At 64.6% G+C, this 17,674-nt stretch carries 18 protein-coding genes; 11 read left to right on the forward strand and 7 right to left on the reverse strand.

Annotated features, from left to right (window positions below):
• Positions 1 to 115: 115 nt before the first annotated feature.
• Both U5768_RS09805 and U5768_RS09810 read right to left on the reverse strand, forming a co-directional pair.
• Positions 116 to 1,132: an HpcH/HpaI aldolase/citrate lyase family protein gene (locus U5768_RS09805; protein ID WP_322030188.1), complete on the reverse strand. Its 1,017-nt coding sequence runs from the start codon at positions 1,130 to 1,132 to the stop codon at positions 116 to 118.
• A gap of 170 nt (positions 1,133 to 1,302) precedes the next feature.
• On the reverse strand, positions 1,303 to 2,289 hold the full coding sequence (locus U5768_RS09810) for a malate dehydrogenase (RefSeq protein WP_322030189.1): 987 nt from the start codon (positions 2,287 to 2,289) through the stop codon (positions 1,303 to 1,305).
• Positions 2,290 to 2,891: 602 nt separating this feature from the next.
• On the opposite strand from U5768_RS09810, the gene U5768_RS09815 reads away from it, so the two are divergent.
• The 7 genes from U5768_RS09815 (at position 2,892) to gltA (ending at position 8,824) form a co-directional block, all read left to right on the forward strand.
• The gene (locus U5768_RS09815; RefSeq protein WP_322030190.1) at positions 2,892 to 3,689 is read left to right on the forward strand and encodes a GntR family transcriptional regulator; all 798 of its coding nucleotides are present in this window, start codon (positions 2,892 to 2,894) and stop codon (positions 3,687 to 3,689) included.
• Positions 3,690 to 3,839: 150 nt separating this feature from the next.
• The gene (gene sdhC / locus U5768_RS09820; protein WP_322030191.1) at positions 3,840 to 4,256 is read left to right on the forward strand and encodes a succinate dehydrogenase, cytochrome b556 subunit; all 417 of its coding nucleotides are present in this window, start codon (positions 3,840 to 3,842) and stop codon (positions 4,254 to 4,256) included.
• Between the two features lie 3 nt (positions 4,257 to 4,259).
• Complete coding sequence (gene sdhD, locus U5768_RS09825; protein ID WP_322030192.1) at positions 4,260 to 4,628, forward strand: succinate dehydrogenase, hydrophobic membrane anchor protein; 369 nt, start codon at positions 4,260 to 4,262, stop codon at positions 4,626 to 4,628.
• Between the two features lie 4 nt (positions 4,629 to 4,632).
• Complete coding sequence (gene sdhA, locus U5768_RS09830) at positions 4,633 to 6,408, forward strand: succinate dehydrogenase flavoprotein subunit (protein ID WP_322030193.1); 1,776 nt, start codon at positions 4,633 to 4,635, stop codon at positions 6,406 to 6,408.
• Positions 6,409 to 6,436: 28 nt separating this feature from the next.
• Complete coding sequence (locus U5768_RS09835) at positions 6,437 to 7,138, forward strand: succinate dehydrogenase iron-sulfur subunit (protein WP_322030194.1); 702 nt, start codon at positions 6,437 to 6,439, stop codon at positions 7,136 to 7,138.
• A gap of 15 nt (positions 7,139 to 7,153) precedes the next feature.
• Positions 7,154 to 7,420 (forward strand): succinate dehydrogenase assembly factor 2, encoded by a 267-nt coding sequence (locus tag U5768_RS09840; RefSeq protein WP_028202905.1) that lies wholly within the window; start codon positions 7,154 to 7,156, stop codon positions 7,418 to 7,420.
• 102 nt (positions 7,421 to 7,522) lie between these two features.
• Positions 7,523 to 8,824, forward strand: a complete 1,302-nt coding sequence (gene gltA / locus U5768_RS09845) for a citrate synthase (protein WP_158760579.1) — start codon at positions 7,523 to 7,525, stop codon at positions 8,822 to 8,824.
• 117 nt (positions 8,825 to 8,941) lie between these two features.
• On the opposite strand, the gene U5768_RS09850 is transcribed toward gltA, so the two are convergent.
• Positions 8,942 to 9,406 (reverse strand): VOC family protein, encoded by a 465-nt coding sequence (locus tag U5768_RS09850; RefSeq protein WP_322030195.1) that lies wholly within the window; start codon positions 9,404 to 9,406, stop codon positions 8,942 to 8,944.
• Between the two features lie 168 nt (positions 9,407 to 9,574).
• Between U5768_RS09850 and U5768_RS09855 the strand changes: the two genes are divergently transcribed.
• The 3 genes from U5768_RS09855 to U5768_RS09865 all read left to right on the forward strand — a co-directional run bounded on the left by U5768_RS09855 (position 9,575) and on the right by U5768_RS09865 (position 12,611).
• Positions 9,575 to 10,423, forward strand: coding sequence for an alpha/beta hydrolase (locus U5768_RS09855; RefSeq protein WP_322030196.1), 849 nt, complete (start codon positions 9,575 to 9,577; stop codon positions 10,421 to 10,423).
• 107 nt (positions 10,424 to 10,530) lie between these two features.
• Positions 10,531 to 11,913 carry a HAMP domain-containing sensor histidine kinase gene (locus U5768_RS09860; protein WP_322030197.1) on the forward strand — a complete coding sequence of 461 codons (1,383 nt, stop codon included), beginning with the start codon at positions 10,531 to 10,533 and terminating at the stop codon, positions 11,911 to 11,913.
• A gap of 41 nt (positions 11,914 to 11,954) precedes the next feature.
• Positions 11,955 to 12,611, forward strand: a complete 657-nt coding sequence (locus U5768_RS09865; RefSeq protein ID WP_322030198.1) for a response regulator transcription factor — start codon at positions 11,955 to 11,957, stop codon at positions 12,609 to 12,611.
• Between the two features lie 70 nt (positions 12,612 to 12,681).
• Here U5768_RS09865 and U5768_RS09870 read toward each other — a convergent pair whose 3' ends face one another.
• From U5768_RS09870 to U5768_RS09885, 4 genes are all read right to left on the reverse strand, one after another.
• Positions 12,682 to 13,089, reverse strand: coding sequence for a TerB family tellurite resistance protein (locus U5768_RS09870; protein WP_322030199.1), 408 nt, complete (start codon positions 13,087 to 13,089; stop codon positions 12,682 to 12,684).
• A 54-nt stretch (positions 13,090 to 13,143) separates the two neighbouring features.
• Positions 13,144 to 13,434, reverse strand: a complete 291-nt coding sequence (locus U5768_RS09875) for a zf-TFIIB domain-containing protein (RefSeq protein ID WP_322030200.1) — start codon at positions 13,432 to 13,434, stop codon at positions 13,144 to 13,146.
• A 120-nt stretch (positions 13,435 to 13,554) separates the two neighbouring features.
• A complete protein-coding gene (locus tag U5768_RS09880; RefSeq protein ID WP_322030201.1) occupies positions 13,555 to 14,541 on the reverse strand; it encodes a TerC family protein in 987 nt (328 codons plus the stop codon).
• Positions 14,542 to 14,732: 191 nt separating this feature from the next.
• Entirely contained in the window at positions 14,733 to 15,647 is a 915-nt protein-coding gene (locus tag U5768_RS09885; RefSeq protein WP_322030202.1) for a MipA/OmpV family protein, read from the reverse strand.
• Between the two features lie 613 nt (positions 15,648 to 16,260).
• Here U5768_RS09885 and leuC point away from each other — a divergent pair.
• A complete protein-coding gene (gene leuC, locus U5768_RS09890; protein WP_322030203.1) occupies positions 16,261 to 17,670 on the forward strand; it encodes a 3-isopropylmalate dehydratase large subunit in 1,410 nt (469 codons plus the stop codon).
• Positions 17,671 to 17,674 lie beyond the last annotated feature (4 nt).

The following is a 17,674-nucleotide window of genomic DNA, read 5'->3' on the forward strand; positions in this document are numbered from 1 at the left end:
GGTAACTGCCTGTAACTGTTCGCGACCCCCGTTGCTGCGCCCCGCGGCGCGCGCGCCGTATCGCGGCCTCGGCGAACTACGTTGAAAACGTTTTCGGCGCCCCACGCCGCGCGCGTCATGCCGACTCCCGCGCCGGGTCGCCCGCGCCGCCGAACAACGGCGCCGCTTCGGCGGGCACGGCGCGGCCCGTGGCGCGTGCGCGCCGCAGCACCGACCAGTAATAGCGATAGCTCGCGCGGTCGTGCAGCGTGTCGGCGTGGCGTGTCGGACCCCATTGCGCGTGCTGCGCGGCGAGCAGGATATCGGCGGCCAGCGCGATCTCTTCGTCGCGCGGCGCGAAAGCGGCCACGATCGCGGGAATCTGCGCCGGATGGATGCTCCACATGCGCGTGTAGCCGAACTCGTTTCGCGCGCGTCGCGCGTCGTTCGCGACCACTTCCATGTCGCGCACTTCCGTGCTCACGTTGTGCGAGGGGACGCGGCCGAAAGCGTGGCACGCGGCCGCGATTTCGAGCTTCGCGCGGCGCACGAGCGGATGGTCGAACTGGCCCGGCGAGCGCATCGCGGTGTCGGGAATCGCGCCGTCGTGCGCGGAGACGAAGTCCATCAGCCCGAAGCTCAGCGACTCGACGCCGCGCAGCGCCGCGAGGTCGAACACGCGCGCGAGCGCGCCATGCGTTTCGACGAGCAATTGAACGGGAATGGGTTTGGCGATGCCCATCTCGACGCGCGTGGCCTCGATGAACGCCGTCATTTCGGCGGCGTCGCCCGCGGCGCGGATCTTCGGCACGGTGATGAAGGCCGGCGCGCGCTTCGCGGCGCGCAGGATCATGCGCACGTCGTCGCGCCAGTGCGGATGATGGAAATCGTGGATGCGCACGCCGACGCGCCCAAAGCGGTCGTGTTCGCTACCGATGAACGACGCCACGAGTTCGGCGTGTTCGGCTTCGCGGCCGACCTGGGCGCCGTCTTCGCAGTCGAGCGTGATGTCGAATACGGGGCCCAACTGCTGCTGCAGCGCGAGCGATTTGAGCATCAGCTTCTCGCTGCCCGCGTAGTGATCGCAAGCGGGCAGGATGGCGGGCGGCGCTTCGCCGTCAAACAGCACTTCGGCTGGGAGAATGGCGCGCATCTTCGGCGTCGGGAGTCGAGTTTCGTGGGAGATACCGGATTCGGATGCGCCCTGCCGGCAAGACGCATGCGGATCGGGGGCGGCCCAGGGCGGCCCGCGCAGGGCGCGCTACGCGCCCATAAAGCAGAACGGAACGGGCGTGAATCGCGCGTTCCGTTCGTACAGCAGGCTTACTTGCCGAGCAGGTGAGCCACGCCTTCGCGCTCTTCGAGCAGCTCGTTCAACGTGCCCGTCATCTTCTCGCGCGAGAACGCGTCGATTTCCAGGCCTTCGACGCGCTTGTACTCGCCGTTTTCGCAGGTCACCGGCACGCCGTAGATGATGTCTTCGGGGATTTCGTACGAGCCGTCCGACGGAATACCCATCGTGACCCACTTGCCGTTCGTGCCGAGCACCCAGTCACGCACGTGGTCGATCGCCGCGTTGGCAGCCGATGCCGCCGACGAGAGGCCGCGCGCTTCGATGATCGCCGCGCCGCGCTTGCCGACGGTCGGGATGAACGTGTTGCGGTTCCATTCGTCGTCGTTGATCAGCTTCGTGAGGTTTTCGCCTTCGGCGGTCGCGAAGCGGAAGTCGGGGTACATCGTCGGCGAGTGGTTGCCCCACACGGCGAGCTTCTCGATCGAAGCGACCGGCTTGCCCGATTTGGCGGCCAGTTGCGAGAGCGCGCGGTTGTGGTCCAGACGCAGCATGGCGGTGAAGTTCTTCTTCGGCAGGTCCGGCGCCGACTTCATGGCGATGTAGGCGTTCGTGTTGGCCGGGTTGCCGACGACCAGCACCTTCACGTCGCGGCTGGCGACGTCGTTGAGCGCCTTGCCCTGAACCGTGAAGATTTCGGCGTTGGCCGAGAGCAGGTCCTTACGCTCCATGCCCTTCGAGCGCGGACGTGCGCCAACCAGCAGGGCAATGTCGGCGTCCTTGAACGCGACCTTCGGGTCGTCGGTGATAACCACGCCCGAAAGCAGCGGGAATGCGCAGTCGTCGAGTTCCATCACGACGCCCTTGACGGCGGCTTGCGCTTGCGGGAGGTCCAGCAGTTGCAGGATGACGGGCTGATCCTTGCCGAGCAGGTCGCCATTCGCAATACGGAACAGCAGGGAGTAAGCGATCTGACCTGCGGCGCCGGTGACGGCAACGCGCTTTGCGGGCTTAGCCATTGAAAATCTCCAGGAAGATGCGTTAGACGCCAGGGTAAAACGCCATTCTATATGCGCGATACACGAAGCGTAGGTGAAACACACGGTCTTTCTCGCCGGCGGGCGCGCTTCACTGGAACGACGATGACTGACAAGCCATGACGCGTGCGCCGCCGGCGCGGACCGCCGTGCCGGTAACCATGCAACATGGCAAGAGGTGAACGGGGCGCCCTTCGAGGGACGCCGGACGCTGGCCGCTTCGCGTGTGCCGACTCCTGCAACAGCTCGCTCGGGCTCTCCCACGAAACGCGCGGCGCGCAACGACTCATGCGTGCCGGCTGGGCGGATCGAAACCTCTACTGCGTTTACTGCGTGAGGGAACAGCATCGTGCAAGGCGGCTCGCGGTGCATTCGCCACGAGGTGGATGCAGCCGGAGGCTCCTCTTCGTCATGCCGGTTTCATGTCCTGAAATTAGCATGCAGCCTGCCCGCAAACCCTTGCTCGATCGGGAGTGTAGGAGTCGTCCAGATCAAAGTCAACAGTATCTTATGTCTTATATAAGACATAACTATTGCAGGCAAAATGCTTGATGCGTAGGGGGCTTTATGTTGAAATGCGCGCCATGAGTGCAAACCCGGCCAGCAACGCGAATTCCACCGCTCCCGAGAGCGGGGTTCCGGCGTCTGCGCCCGTGGTTCCGCCGTCTCCGACCTTCAGTCCGCTGTATCAGCAGATCAAGGGGCTCATTACGCAGAGCCTCGAGTCCGGCGAATGGAAGCCCGGCGAAATCATCCCCAGCGAAGTCGAACTGGCCGCCCGCTACAAGGTGAGCCAGGGGACCGTGCGCAAGGCGATCGACGAACTGGCTGCCGATAATCTGCTGGTGCGCCGCCAGGGCAAGGGCACCTTTGTTGCAACGCACAACGAAGAGCGCGCCCAGTTCCGCTTCCTCAGGTTGCTCGCCGACGACGGGGCGGAGCACCCGCACGTAAGCCGGCTGCTCGAGTGCCGGCGCCTGCGCGCTTCCGCCGAGATCGCCCGCCAGCTCGACCTCAAGCCGTCGGACCCGGTGGTGCTGATCCGGCGTCTCCTGCAATTCGACGGCGAAAGCACGGTGCTCGACGAAATCTGGCTGCCCGGCGGCGTGTTCCGCGGGCTCACGAGCGAGCGTCTTGCCGAGTATAAAGGCCCGCTGTACGCCATGTTCGAGGCGGAATTCGGCACGCGCATGATCCGCGCGACCGAGAAGATCCGCGCCGTGGCCGCGGAGCCTACCGTGGCCGATCTGCTCAAGGTGCCCGCCGGTTTTCCTTTGTTATCGGTCGAGCGCGTGTCCTATACCTACGGGGACCGCCCGGTCGAGGTGCGCCGCGGATGGTATGTCACAACCGGGTACTACTATCAGAATGATTTGAGTTGACGGGCGGCCGCGCGAAAGACGCGGAGCCCTTCCCCAGAGTGCCTTTGCTTGCGCGCACCACCAGCCGTACCCGACGTGGATTTCGCTGCAGCGCGATATAAAAAGGCGCTAAAATTGCGAATTAGTGTTAACACATAGTAGGGGTCTAGCATGGCAGAAGCCGCAAAAAAACCGAGGCCGGAATACCGGAACATCGGGCTTGGGCAGATCTTGTTCGCATACCGCCTGCCGTTGGCCGGTCGTGTGTCGATCGGCCACCGCATCAGCGGTGTGCTGTTGTTCCTGTTCCTGCCTTTCATCTTGTTCCTGTTGGACCAGAGCCTCACTTCGGAGCTTAGCTTCGAGGTATTCAAGGGCTTCCTCTCCAACATCATCGTCAAGCTCATCGTGCTGGTCCTCGGATGGGCGTTCCTGTTTCACTTCTGCGCTGGCGTGCGTCACCTGTGCATGGACTTCAACCATGGCCTCGTGAGCAAGGAAAAAGGCAAGTCGACCTCGCTGGTCGTCGTGATCGTCTCCACGGTCCTCACGATCGCCTTTGCGGCAAAACTCTTCGGAGCGTTCTAAAAAATGTCGGCTAAAAACGGTATCGGTCCGAAGCGTCACGTTGTCGGCGCTCACTACGGCATTCGCGACTGGATCGCGCAACGTGCCACCGCCGTGATCATGGCGATCTACACCGTCGTGCTGCTCGTCCTGTTCTTCGGCGCGCACGACTTCTCGTATGACGGCTGGGCATCGATCTTCTCCGCCGAGTGGATGAAGCTCGCCACGTTCGTGACCTTCGTCGCGTTGTTCCTGCACGCATGGGTTGGCGTGCGTGACATCTGGATGGACTACATCAAGCCGGTCGGCCTGCGCATCACGCTGGACGTCCTCACGATCGCATGGCTGCTGGGCAGCCTCGGCTACGCCGCTCAGATTCTCTGGAGAGTGTAAAAGAATGGCTGCAATCAAGAATTCATTGCCGCGTCGCAAGTTCGACGTGGTCATCGTCGGTGCGGGCGGCTCGGGGATGCGCGCATCGCTGCAACTCGCGCGCGCCGGCCTGTCGGTTTGCGTGCTCTCGAAAGTGTTCCCCACGCGTTCGCACACGGTGGCGGCGCAGGGCGGCATCGGCGCTTCGCTCGGCAACATGAGCGAAGACAACTGGCACTACCACTTCTACGACACGATCAAGGGTTCCGACTGGCTCGGCGACCAGGACGCGATCGAATTCATGTGCCGTGAAGCGCCGGGCGCCGTGTACGAACTCGAACACATGGGCATGCCGTTCGACCGTAACGCAGACGGCACGATCTACCAGCGCCCGTTCGGCGGCCACACGGCCAACTACGGCGAGAAGCCGGTTCAGCGCGCCTGTGCCGCTGCTGACCGTACCGGCCACGCGCTGTTGCACACGCTGTACCAGCAGAACGTCGCGGCGAAGACCACGTTCTTCGTCGAATGGATGGCGCTCGACCTGATCCGCGACGCCGAAGGCGACGTGCTCGGCGTGACCGCGCTCGAAATGGAAACGGGCGACGTCTATATCCTCGAAGGCAAGACCACCCTCTTCGCCACGGGCGGCGCGGGCCGGATCTTCGCGGCATCGACCAACGCGTTCATCAACACGGGCGACGGTCTCGGCATGGCGGCCCGCTCGGGCATCGCGCTGCAGGACATGGAATTCTGGCAGTTCCACCCGACCGGCGTGGCCGGCGCGGGCGTGCTGATCACGGAAGGCGTGCGCGGCGAAGGCGGCATTCTGCGGAACTCGAACGGCGAGCGCTTCATGGAGCGTTACGCGCCGACCCTGAAGGACCTGGCGCCGCGCGACTTCGTTTCGCGTTCGATGGACCAGGAAATCAAGGAAGGCCGTGGCGTGGGTCCGCACAAGGACCACGTGCTGCTCGACCTCTCGCACATCGGCGCCGAGACGATCCTGAAGCGTCTGCCGTCGATCCGCGAAATCGCGCTCAAGTTCGCGAACGTGGACTGCATCAAGGAGCCGATCCCGGTCGTGCCGACCATCCACTACCAGATGGGCGGCATCCCGACGAACATCAACGGCCAGGTCGTTGGCACGCCGAAGGGTCACGAGGAGGTCGTCAACGGCTTCTACGCCGTGGGCGAATGCTCCTGCGTTTCGGTGCACGGCGCGAACCGCCTCGGCACGAACTCGCTGCTCGACCTCGTGGTGTTCGGCCGTGCGGCCGGCAACCACATCATCAAGCATGTGAAGGAACTGAAGGACCACAAGCCGCTGCCGGCCGACGCCGCCGACTTCGCGCTCTCGCGCCTCGCCGAACTCGACAAGTCGACCTCGGGCGAGTACGCGCAGAGCGTCGCGAACGACATCCGCGGTTCGATGCAGAAGCACGCTGGCGTGTTCCGCACGTCGAAGCTGCTGGAAGATGGTGTGAAGGACATCGCGCAGATCGCCGAGCGCGCGAAGCACATCCACCTGAAGGACAAGTCGAAGGTGTTCAACACGGCGCGCGTGGAAGCGCTCGAAGTGGCGAACCTGATCGAAGTTGCGCGCGCAACGATGGTTTCGGCTGAAGCCCGCAAGGAAAGCCGTGGTGCACACGCACAGAGCGACTACGAACACCGCGACGACGAAAACTGGCTGCGCCATACGCTCTGGTTCAGCGAAGGCGACCGGCTCGATTACAAGCCGGTCCACATGCAACCGCTGACCGTCGAGTCCGTGCCGCCGAAGGCGCGTACGTTCTAAGGCACACGCCAGTCAAAAGGAATTGGAAATGGCCAAACGCATTTTTGAAGTCTATCGCTACGACCCGGACAAGGACGCGGCGCCGCGCATGCAAACGTACGAGCTGGAACTCACGCACGAGCGCATGCTGCTCGACGCGCTGGTCAAGCTCAAGGAAGTCGATGAAACGCTGTCGTTCCGCCGTTCGTGCCGTGAAGGCGTGTGCGGTTCGGACGCCATGAACATCAACGGCAAGAATGGTCTCGCCTGCCTGACGAACCTGAACGAGCTGCCGGCGAAGATCGTGCTGCGTCCGCTGCCGGGCTTGCCCGTCGTGCGCGACCTGATCTGCGACTTCACGCAGTTCTTCAACCAGTACCACTCGATCAAGCCGTACCTGATCAACGACACGCCGCCGCCCGAAAAGGAGCGTCTGCAGTCGCCCGAGCAGCGTGACGAACTCGACGGTCTGTACGAGTGTATTCTGTGCGCAAGCTGCTCGACGTCGTGCCCGAGCTTCTGGTGGAATCCGGACAAGTTCGTCGGCCCGGCAGGTCTGTTGCAGGCTTACCGCTTCATCGCGGACAGCCGCGACGAAGCGACGGGCGAGCGCCTCGACAACCTCGAGGACCCGTACCGTCTGTTCCGTTGCCACACGATCATGAACTGCGTCGACGTTTGCCCGAAGGGCCTGAACCCGACGAAGGCGATCGGCAAGATCAAGGAACTGATGTTCCGCCGCGCGGTTTGATTCTTGCTGTCCGAAATGGAATCGCACCAGTCTGACCCCCATCGCCGCGCGCGCCTTCGCTGGCGCGCGCGGCGCGGCCTGCTCGAAAACGATCTGATTTTCGAGCGGTTTTTCGAACGCTATGAGCATGAACTCAGCGACGCCGACGTGGGCGCTCTCACGCGCCTGCTGGAGCTGAGCGATAACGACCTGATGGACTTGCTGCTCGCGCGCAAGGAACCGGAAGGCGACCTGGCCGACCCGGACGTGAAGCGGGTGCTGGAGCTGCTTCGGAACGTCTGAGCGCGGCGGTGCCCGCAGGATGTCTTGCAGTTGTCCCGCAGGCGCCGCGCCGGACGTACAAAACTATCGAATCCCGTGTTTATCTTCGATTGAGGATGTGCTATGACCCCGTCTGATGTAAAAGCCACGCTATCGTTCAGCGACAATTCGCCGAGCGTCGAACTGCCGATCTACAAGGGCACGATGGGCCCGGATGTGATCGACATCCGCAAACTGTACGGGCAGACCGGCAAGTTCACGTACGACCCGGGCTTCATGTCGACGGCGTCGTGCAACTCGGCGATCACGTACATCGACGGGGACAAGGGCGAGCTGCTGTATCGCGGCTACCCGATCGACAACCTCGCGCAAAACGCCGACTTCCTGGAAACCTGCTACCTGCTGTACCGCGGCGAACTGCCGAACGCGGCGCAGAAGGAAGAGTTCGTGAAGACCGTCACGCAGCACACGATGGTTCACGAGCAAATGCAGTTCTTCTTCCGCGGCTTCCGCCGCGACGCGCACCCGATGGCGATTCTCGTCGCCGCCGTGGGCGCGCTGTCGGCGTTCTATCACGACTCGCTCGACATCAATAACCCGAAGCATCGTGAAGTGTCGGCGATCCGCATGATCGCCAAGCTGCCGACGCTGGTTGCCATGGCGTACAAGTATTCGATCGGCCAGCCGTTCGTGTACCCGCAGAACAACCTGTCGTACAGCGCGAACTTCATGCGCATGATGTTCTCGAACCCGTGCGAAGAGTACAAGGTCAACGACGTGCTCGTGCGCGCGCTCGACCGCATCCTCATCCTGCACGCCGACCACGAGCAGAACGCTTCGACCTCGACGGTGCGTCTGGCTGGCTCGTCGGGCGCGAACCCGTTCGCGTGTATCGCGGCCGGTATTGCGTGCCTGTGGGGCCCGGCGCACGGCGGTGCGAACGAAGCCGCGCTGAACATGCTGGAAGAAATCGGCTCGCCGGACAAGATTCCTGAGTTCATCAAGCAGGTCAAGGACAAGAACTCGGGCGTGAAGCTGATGGGCTTCGGCCACCGCGTGTACAAGAACTACGACCCGCGTGCGAAGCTCATGCGCGAGACGTGCTACGAAGTGCTGAACGAACTGGGCCTGCACGACGACCCGCTCTTCAAGCTCGCCATGCAGCTCGAAAAGATCGCGCTGGAAGACGAATACTTCGTGTCGCGCAAGCTGTATCCGAACGTCGACTTCTACTCGGGTATCGTGCAGCGCGCGCTGGGCATCCCCACTTCGATGTTCACGTGTATCTTCGCGATGGCGCGTACGGTGGGCTGGATTGCGCAGTGGAACGAAATGATCGCCGACCCCGAGCAGAAGATTGGCCGTCCGCGTCAGCTCTTCATCGGCGAAACGCCGCGCGAAGCGAAGCCGATCGCGCAACGCTAAGCCGTTTTGCGTTGTCACGCCGCGCGCCCCATGGCGCGCGGCGTGCCGGCAGTCATGCAAATGCCCCGACGGGTTTTCGCCCGTCGGGGCATTTTCTATTGGCGCGGCCCGCGGCGTTCAAATCCAGCCGTCGATCTTCAGCCCGCTCGCCGTTTCCGCTTCTTCGCGCGTGACCTCGCGCACCGTTTCGCCGAAGCTCCACAAGTGACCTTCGGGGTCGCATGCCACATACACGCGGTCGCCGTAGAACTGGTCCGCCGGCTCGCGGATGATCGTGGCGCCGGCGGCGCGGGCGCGCTCGCAATGCGCGTCGAGGCCGCTTTTCAATTGCACGTGCACCGACTGCGTGTTCTTGCCCTCCATTTCGGAGGGGCTCGTGTAGGGCATGCCGGGCCAGCCGCCGCAAATCATCACGTAGCCGTCCCCAAAGCGCATTTCCGAGTGGCCGAGCTTGCCGTCCGGCGACGTGACGACGAACTGGCGTGTGAAGCCGAACGCCTTTTCCAGCCAGTCGAGCGCGGCGAACGGATCGCGATAGAAGATGGCAGACCCGAAGGCCGGACGCGGCGAGGTGTTGCTCATGCTTGTCTCCTGGGTAGCACGTGTGAGGAATCTAGCACCGGCGTCATGCGATTGCGCGCAGCGCGCTCACGCGTCGTCGTGGCCATTACCTGCCACGTAATCGTCAGCGCGCGCGGCATCGACGACCATGGTTCTCACCGGCACACCCAACCGCAAGGAGCGACGACCATGGCACGCGACACCCTCAACGCCCGCCAACCCGGCTACATCCGCATCGACGACGACACCGCGCTGCACTATCGCGACTGGAGCGACGGCGCGCCGCTCGTGTTCCTCTCGGGCTGGACGCTCAACGCCGACATGTGGCACTACCAGTGCGCGCCGCTCGCGGCCGCGGGCTATCGCTGCGTGGCATACGACCGTCGCGGGCACGGGCGCTCCAGCGACCCGGGCCGCGGCTACGACTACGACACGCTCGCCGACGATCTCGAAGCCGTCCTCGACGCCCGAGGTTTGGCGCGAGTCACGCTGATCGGCCATTCGTTCGCAAGCGGCGAGATCGTGCGCTATCTGAGCCGTCACGGCTCGCGCCGCGTGGCCGGCATCGTGCTGGTTTCGCCGGCCTCGACGCCGTATTTGCTCAAGACTGCTGACAATCCTGGCGGGCTCGATGCGAGCCTTTTCGAAGCGTCGATCGAGGAAATGCTCACGTCGTTTCCCGACTGGATCGACCGGCGCGCCGAAGCGTACTTCAGCCCCGGCACCTCGCGCACGGTCATCCAGTGGACGGCCGACATGATGCTGGGCGCGTCGCTTTACGCCGCGGCGCAACTGTCGCGCATCCAGATGGTCACCGACTTTCGCCGCGAACTGGCCGCCATCGACGTGCCGGCGCTCGTGCTGCATGGCGACTGCGACGCCTCGGCGCCGCTCGAGATCACCGGGCGCCCCACGGCAGCCGCGCTCGAACGCGCGACGCTGAACGTCTACGAAGGCGGCACGCACGGCATGTACTTCAACCACGCCGCGCGCGTGAACGACGACATACGCGCGTTCGTCGCGCGCTGGCAGCGTTGAAAGGACGCTACTTCGGGGCCGCTTCAGGGTCGCTTCAGGGTGGTACAGGACCGCGAATCCTTTATGATGGAGCGCGCCTTCCTGCCTGAAACGCTCCGGGACGCTCCATGTTCTTCGCCGCGCAATCCCTGCATCGCCGCCTGAGCATTGCGATCGGCACGCTCGCGATTCTCGTGGGCGTGCTGGGCGCGCTCGGCACGTTTCTCGTCGTGCGCAGTCTCGCCGCCGAGTTCAACACGACGCTGCGCGACGCGGCCGCGCACGTGCAGACCGGCGCGCCGCATCGCGCGGCCGCGCAGGAGCGCGACGACAGCGAAGCCGCCGACAACTTCGTGGTGCAGATCTGGTCCGCCGACGACGGCGACGTGCCGGGCCGCACGAGCAACGCGCGTGTCGCGCTGCCGCGCGCGCAAAGCGGCTTCTCCACGATCGACTACGACGGCGAGTCGTGGGACGTGTTCGCGCTCGCCGCCGGCGACGAATATATTCAGGTAGCCGAATCGCGCAGCATGCGCAACCGCAATGCGTTGCGCGTGGCGTTCTGGAGCCTGCTGCCCGTGCTCGCGCTGCTGCCGCTCCTCGCACTCACGATCGCGGTCACGGTGCGCGTTTCGCTGCGCCCGCTGGAGCGCATCGGGCGGCGTGCGGCCAAGGTCGATCTGCATGATCTCAAACCGCTGGAAGTGGGGCAGGCGCCACTCGAACTGCGGCCCTTCGTCGAGTCGATCAATCGCATGATCGAGCGCCTTTCCGTGCTCGTGAACGCCGAGCGCATGTTCATCGCCGATGCCGCGCACGAACTGCGCTCGCCCATCTCCGCCATGCAGTTGCAGATCGACAACCTGCGCAATGCGCCGCCCGACCAGTACCCGGAGCGCTTCGAGGAATTGCGGCGCGGCATCGTGCGCACCGGGGCGCTCGTTTCGCAACTGCTGGGGCTTGCACGCGCCGAAATCGGCAGCGCCCAACGCGTGCTAGCGGAAGTACCGCTGGCGCAAGTGGTGACGGACGTGCTGGCCGACCTGCTCCCGCTCGCCGACGCGCGCCGTGTCGATCTGGGCGTGACGCGCCTCGACGACGCGACGGTGCGCGCCACCGAAACCGACATGCGCGTGCTCGTGCGCAATCTCGTCGATAACGCGATCCGCTACAGCCACGAAGGCGCGAACGTGGACGTATCAGTGCGGCGCGAGGACAAGGGCGTCGTCATCGAAGTGACCGATAACGGGCCCGGTATCGCCGAGGCCGACTTGCCGCGCGTGTTCGACCGGTTTTTCCGCGCGGGCGGTCAGCGCGCCAACCAGCAGGCCAACCCGAGCGCCAACCCGCGGACGGCCCACGACTCGCATGGCAGCGGCCTTGGCCTCGCCATCGCCCAGGCGGTGGCGCAAAGTTACCGCGGGCGCGTGACGCTCGCGAACCGGCGCGATGGACAAAGCGGCATCGTCGCGCGCATCGAGATGCCGCGCCAATCGGGCGAGCGCACGTAAGGCAAAATCCAGCAAAGCATGGGAAACCGAGGACGGACACGATGCGTATTCTGCTGATCGAAGACGATCTGCTGATCGGGCCCGCGCTGCTGCGCGCGTTGAAGGACGCGTCGTACAGCGTCGACTGGGTGCGCACGGGCGAGAGCGGCCGCGACGCCATTCGCGACGGCTCGTACACGGCGATCCTGCTCGACCTCGGACTCGGCGACATGAGCGGGCTCGACGTGCTGCGAGGCTTGCGCGAGGCGCGCAACGCCACGCCTGTGCTCATCATCACCGCGCGCGACGATGTGGACACGCGCGTGGAAGGCCTCGATCTCGGCGCCGACGACTATCTCGTGAAGCCGTTCGAGAGCAAGGAATTGCTCGCGCGCATCCGCGCCGTGGTGCGGCGCAAGTCGGGCTTTGCCTCGCCGGCCATGGGCAGCGGCCGCGTCACGCTCGACATGAACGCGCGGCGCCTCACGTTCGACGGCCAGTCCGACGACCTTTCCGCGCGCGAGTACGCGCTCATGCTTGCGCTGCTCGAGCGGCCGGGCGCGATCCTGTCGCGTCAGCAAATCGAAGAGCGGTTGTATGGCTGGGGCGAGGAAGTGGAAAGCAACGCGGTGGACGCCGTGATCTACAGCGTGCGCCGCAAGTTCGGCCACGCGGTGATCCGCAACGTGCGCGGGCTCGGCTGGGCCGTGTGCGCATAAAAAACCGCGGCGAGCGCGAGGCTCGCCGCGTGGCGCGATGCGTGGGGGAAAGCACGCGTCGCGCGCGAACTTACGCCAGCAGGCGCTGCCAGGGTTCCTTCTGCCAGGCGCGGCTGAGCGAGGCGAGCAGCGCGACTTCGCTTTCGGCCACGTGCCGGTCCGAATACACCGCCACATGACACAGCTTCAGTACCTCGGCGCGCAGCGTCGGGTCGTCGAGTTCGCGCATGACCTGCTGCATCACGTCGGAGTCGAGCTTGCACGCGTCGCTCCAGTTCAGGTGCGCGGTGGTCTGCAAGTCTTCGCACAGCGCCTTGAGGATCTCGGCGAATTCGCCGGGCGCGAGTCCGAGCCGGTCGGCAATGCGCGCGCGATGGACTGCTGCAAGTTCCTCGCTGCTCAGGTGGCCGTCTGCGAGCAGCGCGACGGCGACGATCCGGCCCGCGGCTTGGGGGCTATTGCAGGTATAGGTACGCATATTCAGGAATCCTCTTAAACGTGATGTCGATGGTACGGTCGGCCTGGCAGCGGTTCAGTCGAAGATGTCCTGAAGCCACGACTTGCGGCGATAACCGCTGGCTCCATGGCCGCCTTGTTTGGAGCCGTACTGCGAGCCATACTGCGAGCCGTGCCTCGAACCGTCCTGGCGGAAAGCCTCTGCATCGCTTTCGCCGCGAGCGTGCCGTCTGCCGCTGCGTTCGATCAGCTTGTCGAGTTCGCCGCGATCGAGCCAGACGCCGCGACACTGCGGGCAGTAGTCGAGTTCGACGCCTTCACGCTCCGCGAGCGAGAGGGTGACGTCAGGGCAGTTGGGGCATTTCATGATGCGCTCCATGTTGAGTGACAGGTCATCGAAGCCGTTTCGCGTGAGGGGCAACGCGGCCTCGATGGGAATCATCCTGGCAGAGCAAAATGAGCGAAGAATGAGGAGCGCGGGTTTGATTCAGGGCGTGCCCAGCGTGTCCTTCGGCGGGTGCGTCTTGACGAGCGACACCACCACGCCGCCCGCGAGCAGCGCGGCCGTGACGCCAAGGCTGAACAGGGCGGGAATCTTGCCGATGATGCCCACCAGAAAGATCTTCGCGCCGATGAACACCAGCACGAGCGCGAGCGCATGCTTGAGGTAGTGGAACCGGTGCGCCATGGCCGCGAGCGCGAAGTAGAGCGCGCGCAGACCGAGCACGGCGAAGATGTTGCTCGTATAGACGATGAACGGGTCGGTCGTGATCGAAAAAATCGCGGGGATCGAATCGACGGCGAAGATCAGGTCGGCGAACTCGATCATCACGAGCGCGAGCAGAAGCGGCGTAGCGAGCAGCTTGAGCTTGCCGGTGCGCGGATGCGCCTGGCGCACGAGAAACGCGCGGCCCTCCAGTTGCGGCGTGACCGGCAGCTTGCGGCGCAGCCAGCGCAGCAAGGCGCTGTCGTCCACGCCGGGCTCTTCCTTCGGGCCCAGCAGCATTTTCACGCCCGTCACGGCGAGGAACGCGCCGAACACATAGAGCATCCACTCGAACTGCGCGACGAGCGCGGCGCCGAGTCCGACCATCAACGCGCGCAGCACCAGCACGCCGACGATCCCCCAGAACAGCACGCGATGCTGAAGCTGGCGCGGCACCGCGAGCGCGCCGAAAATCGACGCGATGACGAACACGTTGTCCAGCGAGAGCGACTTTTCGATCAGATAGCCGGTGATGTACTCGGTAGCCGGCTGCGCGCCGAGCTGCCACCAGACGAAGCCGCCGAACAGCACGCCCACGACGATATAGCCGAGGGAGAGCCACAGACTTTCGCGGATGCCGATTTCGTGATCGTCACGGTGCAGCACGCCGAGATCGAGCACGAGCAGCACGACGACCACCGCGAGGAAGGCGATCCAGAGCCACGCGGGCTGACCGAGAAACGAGGCCGTGACGATCGGCGCGAGCATGGTCGGTCCTTTGAACGTAGGGAGAACAGCCTTCGTGCGCGACTTCGGCGCGCACGGCCGGGCTGCTGGGCCTGTCGCCCGTACGGTCAAGCATAGTGGCAAAGAATGAGCGGTGAATGAGCCGTGGGCCGGCCCGGCGCCCGGTCATGCCAGGCGCCGCGCTCGAACGAAGGGCCTGGCGGCCCGCCAGGCTAGAACTGGTAATTGATCGAGACGTCGCAAACGCCGCCCGTCTTCGTCTGGATGATCGGGCTGCGCGCGGCGCTGCCGAGCAGACGTTTGATCGCGCCGTCGGCGCTCACGAACCAATGTTTGTTGACGAAGTACACCATCGTGATGCCGAAGCCCGCCGATCTGAGGCCCGCGCTCGCGTCGTACTGACGGTAGCCCGATGCGGCCGCCTGCTGCGACGTCACGCCGTACCAGCTCTGCATGTAGTTGGAGTCGGCGAACGTGACCGAGGGGCCGGCGAACCAGTAGAAGTTCTGGCTGCTGCCCGGCAGCGGCATATAGGCGCCGAGGTCCGCGGTCCAGCCGTTCGAGCCGCCGAAACTGCGCGTGAACGCCGTGCGGAACACGAGCGGAAAGTCCTTCGAAATCACATATTCGCCGGCGATTTTCAATTCCGGCGACGGGTTGATGTTGCCCATTCCGTGCAGCCGCGTCGGGTCGTCCTGGCCGCGCCGCCCGAGGTCGTAGGCCCCGGCGACGCTCACGCGCCAGTTCGGGCCCTGCAGAACGTTGACGCCGAAGCCTTCGCCCGTGGAGCCGAACAGGATGTCCTTGTAGCGCAGGTCGATGCTCGGCCCGACCATGGCGTGATAGCGGTCCGACCCGTCGTAGCGCGGCTCGAACGTCGCGCCCACGCCAAGCCGCGCCTCGAAGTCGGGGCGGTTCGGGTTAAACATCTTTTCGAGCGGGATGCCCGCGGAGTATTGCCATTCGCCAAGCGGCGAGGGGGTTTGCGCCTGGGCGCGCGGGGCGAGCGCGGCGAGGGCGCATGCCGCGGCGGCGAGAGACGCACGCTGCGTGGCGCGCGAGCGGCGCGTCGCCGCCGGTTTTATTCTGCTTGTTTTATGTTGCGCGATGCGGATTGCGAGTGGCATGAAGCCTCCGGGTTGGTGCCTGGTCGGCCGCGGCGTTGTTTATTGAATGCGATGAAAACACAAAGTCGGATTTCGTGCGGCGGGGCTCATGTCGCAAACGTCGTGCCCGATCCCTCGAAGCGCGCCTCGGCGCGTTGGCCGGGACCGCTGCGAACAGGGCTTCCAAACGCAGGTAAAGCGGTCAGATGATCAGGATATCTAATTGAACTGCCGCCGCACCCGCGCACCGTTCTGGAGCGCTGCATGGGCCCTGATTAAACTCTGCCGCCAGATTGCCGTTAGACAATGATGGACGTCGATGATGCGGCTCCCCCTGTGTCGCAGATTCCGAAGCCCATATCTCACCGTTCTCACAGCGGTAACCAATTTGCGCCGGTCGCGGTCGGGCCGGCGCATTTCTTTTTTCGCTTCCGTCGCCTTTCAGCGTCCGCACGCCCGCTATGCCCCAATCTCCGCGCTCGCCGGGTAACGCTGATACAGGTATCGCGACTACCACCCTAAGCCACTGTTTTTTATCGCTTTTTTCTCGATGAGCCCTGTGGTGCGCGGCTTTCGCGTGGCATAATCGATTCACACCGTATTGCCCCGCAGACAAACATTTCCCCCGCACATCATGGCAAAGACGCTCTACGACAAATTGTGGGACACCCATGTGGTCCACACGGAAGACGACGGCACGACGATTCTCTACATCGACCGTCATCTGCTGCACGAAGTCACCAGTCCGCAGGCCTTCGAGGGCCTGAAAATGCACGAGCGCCCCGTGTGGCGCATCAGCGCGAATCTGGCCGTGTCCGACCACAACGTGCCGACCACGGACCGCAGCCACGGCATCGCCGACCCGGTCTCGAAGCTGCAGGTGGACACGCTCGATACGAACTGCGACGCCTTCGGCATCACGCAGTTCAAGATGGCGGACCAGCGCCAGGGCATCGTGCACATCGTCGGTCCGGAGCAGGGCGCGACGCTGCCTGGCATGACCATCGTCTGCGGCGACTCGCACACGTCCACGCACGGCGCGTTCGGTGCGCTTGCGCACGGCATCGGCACCTCGGAAGTCGAGCACGTGCTGGCCACGCAAACGCTCCTGCAAAAGAAGAGCAAGAACATGCTCGTGAAGGTCGAGGGCCAACTGCCGCGCGGCTGCACCGCGAAGGACATCGTGCTCGCCATCATCGGCAAGATCGGCACGGCGGGCGGCACGGGCTACGCCATGGAGTTCGGCGGCTCGATGATCCGCGGCCTCACGATGGAAGGCCGCATGACCGTGTGCAACATGGCGATCGAAGGCGGCGCGCGCGCCGGCATGGTCGCCGTGGACGACACCACGATCGAATATCTCAAGGGCCGTCCGTTCTCGCCGCAAGGCGCGGAGTGGGATCAGGCCGTCGAATACTGGAAGAACTTCCGCACCGACGAAGGCGCGCACTTCGACCGCGTGGTCGAACTGAGCGCGGCCGACATCGTGCCGCAGGTCACGTGGGGCACGTCGCCGGAAATGGTCACGGCCGTCGACAGCCGCGTGCCGGACCCCGAGCGCGAGAAGGACCCGGTCAAGCGCGACGCGATGGAACGCGCGCTGCAATACATGGCGCTGCAGCCGAACACGCCGATCGAATCGATCAAGCCGGACAAGATTTTCATCGGTTCGTGCACGAACGCGCGCATCGAAGACCTGCGCTCCGCCGCCTATGTCGTGAAGAAGCTCGGCCGCCGCGTGGCGCCGAACATCCGCCTCGCGATGGTCGTGCCGGGCTCGGGTCTCGTGAAGGCGCAAGCCGAGCGCGAAGGTCTCGACAAGGTGTTCACGGAAGCGGGCTTCGAATGGCGCGAACCGGGCTGCTCGATGTGTCTCGCGATGAACGCCGACCGGCTGGAGCCGGGCGAGCGTTGCGCATCGACCTCGAACCGCAACTTCGAAGGGCGCCAGGGCGCGGGCGGCCGCACGCACCTCGTGAGCCCGGCCATGGCAGCCGCCGCGGCAATCGAAGGCCATTTCGTCGACATTCGCAAGCTGGGGTAAGGCT

Origin of the sequence: Paraburkholderia sp. J76, from assembly GCF_905220295.1 — a bacterium.
GTDB lineage: Bacteria > Pseudomonadota > Gammaproteobacteria > Burkholderiales > Burkholderiaceae > Paraburkholderia.